Consider the following 6,931-nt stretch of genomic DNA (forward strand, 5'->3'; position numbering starts at 1 on the left):
TGTTGAGTGAGGAGTGCGACTATGGGTTTATTTGATAAGATTAAGCAGGCATTTGGTGGCGCTAAGCCAGAGGAAACGGCTGCTGAAGAAAAGTATGATAAAGGCTTAGAAAAAAGCCGCAAAACATTTGGCGATCGGTTGAACGCATTATTTGCCAATTTCCGGACGGTGGATGAAGATTTCTTTGATGATCTGGAAGAGACTTTGATCGGCGCCGACGTCGGCTATGAAATGGCGGTCAAGATCAGCGATGAGTTACGTGATGAAGTTAAATTACGGAACGCAAAAAGTCAGCAAGAAGTGGCGCAGACCATTGTCGAAAAATTGGTCAATATTTACGAAGCTGAAGGCGTTGACGAGGATAACACGATTAATTTTGCCACTGACGGCCCAACGGTGATCCTATTTGTCGGCGTTAACGGTGTGGGTAAAACCACCACGGTCGGCAAGCTGGCGCATCAGTACAAAGAAGAAGGCAAAAAAGTTGTGCTGGCGGCCGCTGATACTTTCCGTGCTGGGGCGATCGAGCAATTGAAAGTTTGGGGCGAGCGCGCTGACGTGCCAGTTGTGGCTGGTAAAGCGCAAAGTGATCCCGCAGCAGTAGTTTATGATGCGGTACAAAAGGCCAAGCGTGACCATGATGACGTGCTATTAGTTGATACGGCTGGCCGTTTGCAGAATAAAGTTAATTTAATGAATGAATTAGAGAAAATCAAGCGGGTCATTACCCGGGAGATTCCTGATGCGCCGCAAGAGGTGTTGTTGGTGCTGGATTCGACCACTGGCCAAAATGCGTTGATCCAAGCTAAACAGTTTAAAGAAACCACTGATGTAACGGGGATCGTGCTAACGAAATTAGACGGTACGGCTAAAGGTGGGATCGTGCTGGCGATCCGCAGCGAGTTGGATGTGCCAGTTAAATTAGTTGGCTTAGGTGAACAGATCGATGACTTGCAACCATTTGACGCCAATGCGTTTGTTTACGGTTTGTTCAAAGATTTGATCCAACCGGAAGATACGGCAGAAAAAACCGATTAAAAAAAGATCGTGCGCAGGCACGATCTTTTTACTTACTATTTTGCTGCTTCTGGCGCGCGAACACGGCCAAGGAAGAATTGAACAACGATCAAAACGACGTTGATCCAATTGTTAATACCGAGCCAACCAGTTTGTGGGACTTTACTGGAAGCTGAACCTAAGGCCCAACTGATAAAGCCGTTATCACCATAAGCCCAAACGACTAATAAACCAGCAATGAGTGCAAAGATATTTAGCAACATGAACGCCCATAAATTACCACGCTCACCATTAGCTAAATATTTGAGTGAAAAACCGACGTTCCAGATCAACCAAATGGCTAATACCAGAACGGCGCCCCAATAAATAATAACAGGTACCATTAAAATAACCTCCTTTGAAGCCGTTACTACGAGGCCAAAAAACCACGTAGTACGATTAATTTTATTTTAGCAGATTATCGCTAAAAAAGCAGTGAAAATTGTTAATGTTTACACATAACAGTAAAATCAGTCTCAAGATAATTGATTTTACAATCGGCTTAGGTTACGCTTAATAAGTATGCAGAAAATGAAATACTGAGGTTTAAAATGGAAATCGAAAAAAATAATCGAGTTAATTCGTTATTTGAATTTTATGCGCCGTTATTGACTAAAAAACAATATCATTACCTGCAGCTTTATTACGCCGATGATTATTCATTAGGGGAAATTGCTGAAGAATTCAATGTTAGTCGGCAGGCTGTTTATGATAATATAAAACGGACAGAAAAAATTTTAGAAGATTATGAACAAAAATTGCAGCTCTATCAAAACTTTCAGGTCCGTAATAATGCAACGGATCGTTTACTGGCTTACGGGCAGCAACACTACGCACAGGACCAGCAATTAATGCAGTTGATCAATGAATTAGAGCAGGATGAAGCTGACTAATTAGGTCACTAAAAAAACTAGAGGGTGAAATAAATGGCATTTGAGGGTTTAACTGAACGTTTACAAAATGCAATGAGCAAATTACGCCGTAAAGGTAAAATTTCGGAGACTGATGTTCGCGAAGCCATGCGTGAAATTCGTTTGGCGTTGCTGGAAGCCGATGTTAACTTTGGCGTAGTTAAGGATTTTGTTAAAACAGTGCGTGAACGGGCGATTGGTTCAGAAGTGCTGGAAAGTTTAACGCCAGCGCAACAAATCGTTAAAATCGTTGATGAAGAACTGACCAAGGTCATGGGCGAAGAAGCCACGGCACTCAACAAGTCACCGCATATTCCGACGATCATCATGATGGTTGGGCTACAAGGGGCTGGTAAAACGACGACCGCCGGCAAATTAGCTTATCGCTTGAAAGAAAATGACCAAGCGCGGCCCTTATTTATCGCGGCCGATGTTTACCGGCCAGCGGCGATCGAGCAGTTACAAGTTGTGGCGCAACAAGTCGGTGCGCCAGTATTTGAATTAGGCACCGATGTTGATCCGCGCGAGATTGTTCGCCAAGGATTAGCCCAAGCAGTGGAAAATAAAAATGATTACGTGATCATTGATACCGCCGGCCGTTTACAAATCGATGAGAAATTAATGCAGGAATTGGCTGATATTAAGGAACTCGCACAGCCTAGCGAAATTTTACTGACTGTCGACGCAATGACGGGGCAAAATGCGGTTAATGTGGCTGAAAGTTTCAATCAACAACTGGATATCACGGGGGTCGTTTTAACTAAATTAGACGGCGATACACGTGGTGGGGCGGCACTTTCAATTCGCGCCGTTACCGGTAAGCCAATTAAATTCACTGGTCAAGGCGAAAAGTTGACTGACTTAGATGTGTTCCATCCAGATCGGATGGCGGATCGAATTCTCGGTATGGGTGACATGCTGACGCTGATCGAAAAAGCTCAAACTGACTATGACGAAGAAAAAGCCAATAAATTAGCCGAAAAAATGCAGGAGAACACCTTTGACTTCAATGATTTTATCGACCAATTGGATCAAGTCCAAAAAATGGGTGGGATCCAAGATATTTTGAAAATGATGCCGGGGATGAATAATGTTCCTGGTTTGGATCAAATTCAAATGGGGCCTAAAGAAACGGGCCACATGAAGGCGGTCGTTTCCTCAATGACGCCAGCTGAACGCACTGATCCAGATTTATTGAATCCAAGTCGTCGTCGCCGGATCGCAGCAGGTGCTGGCCGGCCGATCCAAGAAGTTAATCGGATGATCAAACAATTTAAAGAATCGCGTAAAATGATGAGTAAGATGTCCAACGGTAACTTTGACGGAATGGATCAAATGTTTGGTCAAGGCATGTCCGGCAAACTCGGTAAAATGGCGATGGGCTCAATGGTGCGTAAGCAAAAGAAAGATAAACAAAAACGACTTAAACAAGCACGCAAACGCCGTAAGTAATATAAAAAGGAGTTGCCAGTGGCAACTCCTTTACTTTTTAGCGTCATCAATGGCATCTTTTTGAATTTTTGCCCGTTTGTCTTGGGTTTTATCTTCAGCCAGGTGCTTTGCGGCTTCTTTGGCTTTGGCCTGATCCTGTTGCTTTTGGCCTTTAGCGGTCAGTTCGTCGTTGTCCACGATTTTACCGGTTGTTTCTTTTACTTTGCCTTTTAGCTTATCTAGTTTACTTGCCATAAGTTAGGCTCCTCTCCGTGTGTGGTTTGTTCTTAAATTAATTATCGCAAGTTCTGCAGTTTAGTGCGACTAATATGCAGCTACTTGGCTTACATTGGTATTTATGATGTTATTTTGATAAAATAATAATGCTAAAATTTAGTGGTAAGTGAACTTTTATTGGGCGTAAAAGCTGATATAATAGCATTTTAAGCCTGTAAAGAAAAAAACCTTTACAACAGTCCAAATAACTGGTATATTTATTAGCGTTGAATAAGTTAAGGAGGTGCAGAAATGGCAGTTAAAATTCGTTTAAAGCGTATGGGTTCTAAAAAGCGCCCATTCTACCGTATCGTTGTGGCAGACTCACGTTCACCTCGTGATGGCCGTTTCATCGAAACCGTCGGCACATATAACCCATTAGTTAATCCCGCCGAAGTTAAATTAGAAGAAGAAACAATCCTTGATTGGTTACAAAAAGGTGCGCAACCTTCTGATACAGTACGGAATATTTTATCCAATCATGGTATCATGCAAAAGTTGCACGAAGCAAAATTTGCTAAGAAATAAGGATTAAGCGATGACAGATGTGAAAGAACTAATTATGACGATTGTTCAGCCACTTGTCACCTATCCTGATGATATCGAGATCACAACGCGGGACACAGAGCGGTTTCGCGAATACGATCTACGCGTCAACCATGAAGATATTGGTCGCATCATTGGTAAACAAGGGCGAGTGGCACAGGCGATCAGAACGATCGTTTATAGTGTAAAAGTACCTGGTAACAAACGTGTGCGGCTCAACATTATTGAATAAAACAGCTAAACGCCTCAATAAGACAGTAATGTTTTATGTGGCGTTTTTCTTTTGAAGAGTGTTTATAAAGACGGTTAGGCTTTGAGTATCAACCTAGTTTAATAATAAGGGTCATGTAATGACTCGTTTTTTAAACGTAGTTGAGCGGAAAAGGCTGTCTTTATAAACACGTTTCCAACCCCAAAAAATTAAACACGCTTCAAATAGAAAGGATCACGCATGAGCGAAAAATATTATACAGTCGGTAAAATCGTCAATACTCACGGCATTCGCGGCGAAGTCCGGGTAATGGCAACGACTGATTTTCCCGCTGAACGGTTTCAGCCAGGTGGTAAACTTTACATCCAACCAGCAGGTAAGCTACAAGCCTTAACGATCAAAACCCATCGGCGGCATAAAAATTTCAATTTATTGTCGTTTGTTGAATTGCCTGATTTAACGGCAGTCGAACCGATAAAAGGGCAAACCGTTTTGGTGGCCGGTGATGATCGGCAGGAATTAGCACCTGATGAAGGCTATTATTATCGCGACATTATTGGCTTAAAGATCGTTGATCAAGCCACTAACGCTGATTTAGGTACCGTTAAGGAAATCCTTAGTCCAGGCGCCAATGATGTTTGGGTGGTGGCGCGGCCAGGTAAAAAAGATTGGCTGCTACCTTACCTTAAGCAAGTCGTTTTAGACGTTGATCTAGCGACACAACAAGCAACAGTGGACTTACCGGAAGGGTTGATCGACGATGCGGATTGATGTGCTAAGCTTGTTTCCAGGCATGTTTACCGGTGTATTGGAACAATCGATCATCGGCAAAGCGCAGGAACGCCACTTATTGGATATCGAAGTAACTGACTTTCGTGCTTATTCTGATGACGTTAAACACCACACCGTTGACGATTATCCCTATGGTGGCGGCGAAGGGATGCTGCTAAAGCCGCAGCCGATTTTTGCGGCAATGAAGGCCTTAGAACAGAAGCAACCTGGTCCTAAACGAGTGATCTTACTTGATCCGGCTGGTAAAAAGTTTGATCAAAGTGTGGCCGCCGATTTGGCGACCAGCGAGCATTTAGTCTTTATTTGTGGTCACTACGAAGGTTATGATGAACGGATCCGTAATTTAGTCACCGATGAGATTTCGCTTGGTGATTACGTGTTAACTGGCGGTGAGCTAGGCGCAATGGTGGTGATCGATACGACGGTGCGCTTGTTGCCGGGCGTTTTAGGCAATGAAAGTTCCGCGGAAAATGATTCGTTTTCTGATGGCTTACTGGAGCATCCGCAATACACGCGGCCGGCCGATTTTGACGGCATGGCGGTGCCGGCAGTACTGACTAACGGCAATCATCAATTGATCGCCCAATGGCAGGAAAAGGAATCTTTGCGGCGTACTTATTTGCGCCGGCCGGATTTATTGCAACAAGTGACACTGACCGAACAGCAACAAAAATTACTCGCCGAGGTCAAGGCCGAGGAAAATTAGCCAATTTTACGACTGGATGGAGGTGAGCGTATGCAGCGCCGAATCACTTACGTTAGTGCGCTTATCATGTTGTTAATGGTGGGTCTATTCTATACGGATACACAAAATAAAGCGACGGCTGAGGTGCATTATCAGCGGCCAACATTATTAATTGCCGGGTTTGGTGCTGGCAAACGGACCTATAATCACTTTATCGATCATGCTGAACAGCGCGACGACGGCCATTACGCATTAACCGCAGTTATTAAGGCCAATCATATTCAATATTTTGGCGATTGGCGGCCTGATCTACAACATCCCATGATCAAGGTGGTTTTTGCGCAAAATAAGGCGTCGTGGCAACAAAATGCGATTTGGCTCAATCATTTGTTAACCCAGCTGAAGCAACGTTACCATATCGATAGTTTTAACGCACTTGCTCATTCCCGCGGGAACCTAGATTTACTGATCGCATACGGACAGCGGCACCCGCTGATTTTAAAGCGGGCTGTTTTGATCTCGGTACCGGCTGACGGTGCTTTAGGTCGTGGCGATACGCTACAAAATCGGCTATTGGCTAATGGACGCCCTAAATTTCGCCATAGTGCCTATCGTGATTTGATGCGTGCTAAAAAAGACTTTCCACCAGGCGTACATGTGCTAAGCATTATGGGTAACATCGGCAACGGCACTGATTCACGGGTGACTAACGTTTCAAGTAAGTCACTGGTACCGGTTTTAGGTGATCGCTTCTCGACTTATCGCCAAGTTTTGGTCCGCGGGCCTTTAGCCAGTCATCATTTGATCGTTCGTCGTAATCCACAGGTTCGACGGATGGCAGGTAATTTTTTATGGCCGGATAAAAAGAACCCACCCCGAATTGTCAAATCAAGTGCAACACTTGCTAAACTTCACTTATAAGTGGTCTAGGTGGTGGTCATGCGAGTAGCTGCTCAGCCATGAATTCATTGGCTGATTTATAACCAAATAGTTTACGTGGCCGTTGGTTAAGTGCCGCGGTCG

Annotated in this window: 10 protein-coding genes; 8 read left to right on the plus strand and 2 right to left on the minus strand. The window is 44.0% G+C overall.

Annotated features, from left to right (window positions below):
• The first annotated feature begins 21 nt into the window (after positions 1 to 21).
• Positions 22 to 1,038: a signal recognition particle-docking protein FtsY gene (gene ftsY / locus EKM76_RS05610; protein ID WP_125549720.1), complete on the plus strand. Its 1,017-nt coding sequence runs from the start codon at positions 22 to 24 to the stop codon at positions 1,036 to 1,038.
• A 35-nt stretch (positions 1,039 to 1,073) separates the two neighbouring features.
• On the opposite strand, the gene EKM76_RS05615 is transcribed toward ftsY, so the two are convergent.
• On the minus strand, positions 1,074 to 1,400 hold the full coding sequence (locus EKM76_RS05615; protein WP_125549721.1) for a hypothetical protein: 327 nt from the start codon (positions 1,398 to 1,400) through the stop codon (positions 1,074 to 1,076).
• A gap of 207 nt (positions 1,401 to 1,607) precedes the next feature.
• On the opposite strand from EKM76_RS05615, the gene EKM76_RS05620 reads away from it, so the two are divergent.
• Complete coding sequence (locus EKM76_RS05620; RefSeq protein WP_125549722.1) at positions 1,608 to 1,949, plus strand: putative DNA-binding protein; 342 nt, start codon at positions 1,608 to 1,610, stop codon at positions 1,947 to 1,949.
• Between the two features lie 33 nt (positions 1,950 to 1,982).
• The gene (gene ffh / locus EKM76_RS05625) at positions 1,983 to 3,419 is read left to right on the plus strand and encodes a signal recognition particle protein (RefSeq protein ID WP_125549723.1); all 1,437 of its coding nucleotides are present in this window, start codon (positions 1,983 to 1,985) and stop codon (positions 3,417 to 3,419) included.
• 30 nt (positions 3,420 to 3,449) lie between these two features.
• Here the strand turns inward: ffh and EKM76_RS05630 are convergent, their stop codons facing one another.
• Complete coding sequence (locus EKM76_RS05630; RefSeq protein WP_125549724.1) at positions 3,450 to 3,653, minus strand: CsbD family protein; 204 nt, start codon at positions 3,651 to 3,653, stop codon at positions 3,450 to 3,452.
• 273 nt (positions 3,654 to 3,926) lie between these two features.
• On the opposite strand from EKM76_RS05630, the gene rpsP reads away from it, so the two are divergent.
• The 5 genes from rpsP (at position 3,927) to EKM76_RS05655 (ending at position 6,829) form a co-directional block, all read left to right on the plus strand.
• Positions 3,927 to 4,202, plus strand: coding sequence for a 30S ribosomal protein S16 (gene rpsP / locus EKM76_RS05635; protein ID WP_003680393.1), 276 nt, complete (start codon positions 3,927 to 3,929; stop codon positions 4,200 to 4,202).
• A gap of 10 nt (positions 4,203 to 4,212) precedes the next feature.
• Positions 4,213 to 4,452 (plus strand): KH domain-containing protein, encoded by a 240-nt coding sequence (locus tag EKM76_RS05640; protein ID WP_164507605.1) that lies wholly within the window; start codon positions 4,213 to 4,215, stop codon positions 4,450 to 4,452.
• 219 nt (positions 4,453 to 4,671) lie between these two features.
• The gene (gene rimM / locus EKM76_RS05645) at positions 4,672 to 5,202 is read left to right on the plus strand and encodes a ribosome maturation factor RimM (RefSeq protein ID WP_125549725.1); all 531 of its coding nucleotides are present in this window, start codon (positions 4,672 to 4,674) and stop codon (positions 5,200 to 5,202) included.
• The gene (trmD, locus tag EKM76_RS05650) at positions 5,192 to 5,929 is read left to right on the plus strand and encodes a tRNA (guanosine(37)-N1)-methyltransferase TrmD (protein ID WP_125549726.1); all 738 of its coding nucleotides are present in this window, start codon (positions 5,192 to 5,194) and stop codon (positions 5,927 to 5,929) included. Before rimM ends, trmD begins: the two co-directional genes overlap by 11 nt.
• A gap of 30 nt (positions 5,930 to 5,959) precedes the next feature.
• A complete protein-coding gene (locus tag EKM76_RS05655; RefSeq protein ID WP_125549727.1) occupies positions 5,960 to 6,829 on the plus strand; it encodes an alpha/beta hydrolase in 870 nt (289 codons plus the stop codon).
• The last annotated feature ends 102 nt before the right edge of the window (positions 6,830 to 6,931 follow it).

The sequence above is a fragment of the Loigolactobacillus zhaoyuanensis genome (genome assembly GCF_003946385.1).
Taxonomy (GTDB): Bacteria; Bacillota; Bacilli; order Lactobacillales; family Lactobacillaceae; genus Loigolactobacillus; species Loigolactobacillus zhaoyuanensis.